1 protein-coding gene is annotated in these 474 nt (G+C 35.7%); it reads left to right on the top strand.

Features of this window, described 5'->3' with window-relative positions:
* Positions 1-253: 253 nt before the first annotated feature.
* Positions 254-474, top strand: a 221-nt coding sequence (locus C1I98_RS46580; RefSeq protein ID WP_497846372.1) for an alcohol dehydrogenase catalytic domain-containing protein, incomplete at its 3' end; no start/stop codon positions are given.

Genomic DNA, 474 nt, shown 5'->3' with positions numbered 1-474 from the left:
GTGTTGTCGGTGGCAGTATTCAAGACGTGTTAGATGATGCATACGCTGAAATACAGCAAAGTGCCTTTCAAAAAATGGATGAAATAACGATTGCTGATATTACTGAAGGTATTTTGCAACGACAACAACAAGATTAGGCACCAAAATTTAGTTAACATGTCTATTTTCAATTACTTAGTAATAAGTTTTAACAATTTTCGAGGTACAATTATAAAATAAATAACATTATTTTAAAGAAGGGAATGGTACCAAAATGAATAAAACAATGTGGTCAATTGGATTTCAAAAACATTTACCCATCGATGAAGAAGCAAGTTTGTTTCGTTTTGAAACGGCGGTTCCTCAGCCTGAAGGACGCGATCTACTGGTTAAAATCGATGCAGTATCAGTAAATCCAATCGATGTGGCGGTGCGTAAAAATGGAACTGAAACTTTAGACGAACCTAAAGTGATTGGTTGGGATGCAGTTGGAAC

This window comes from Spongiactinospora gelatinilytica, from assembly GCF_003236385.1.
Classification (GTDB): domain Bacteria; phylum Actinomycetota; class Actinomycetes; order Streptosporangiales; family Streptosporangiaceae; genus Spongiactinospora; species Spongiactinospora gelatinilytica.
The sequence above is the reverse complement of the archived record's forward strand: the minus strand, read 5'-3'. Positions and strand labels throughout refer to the sequence as shown.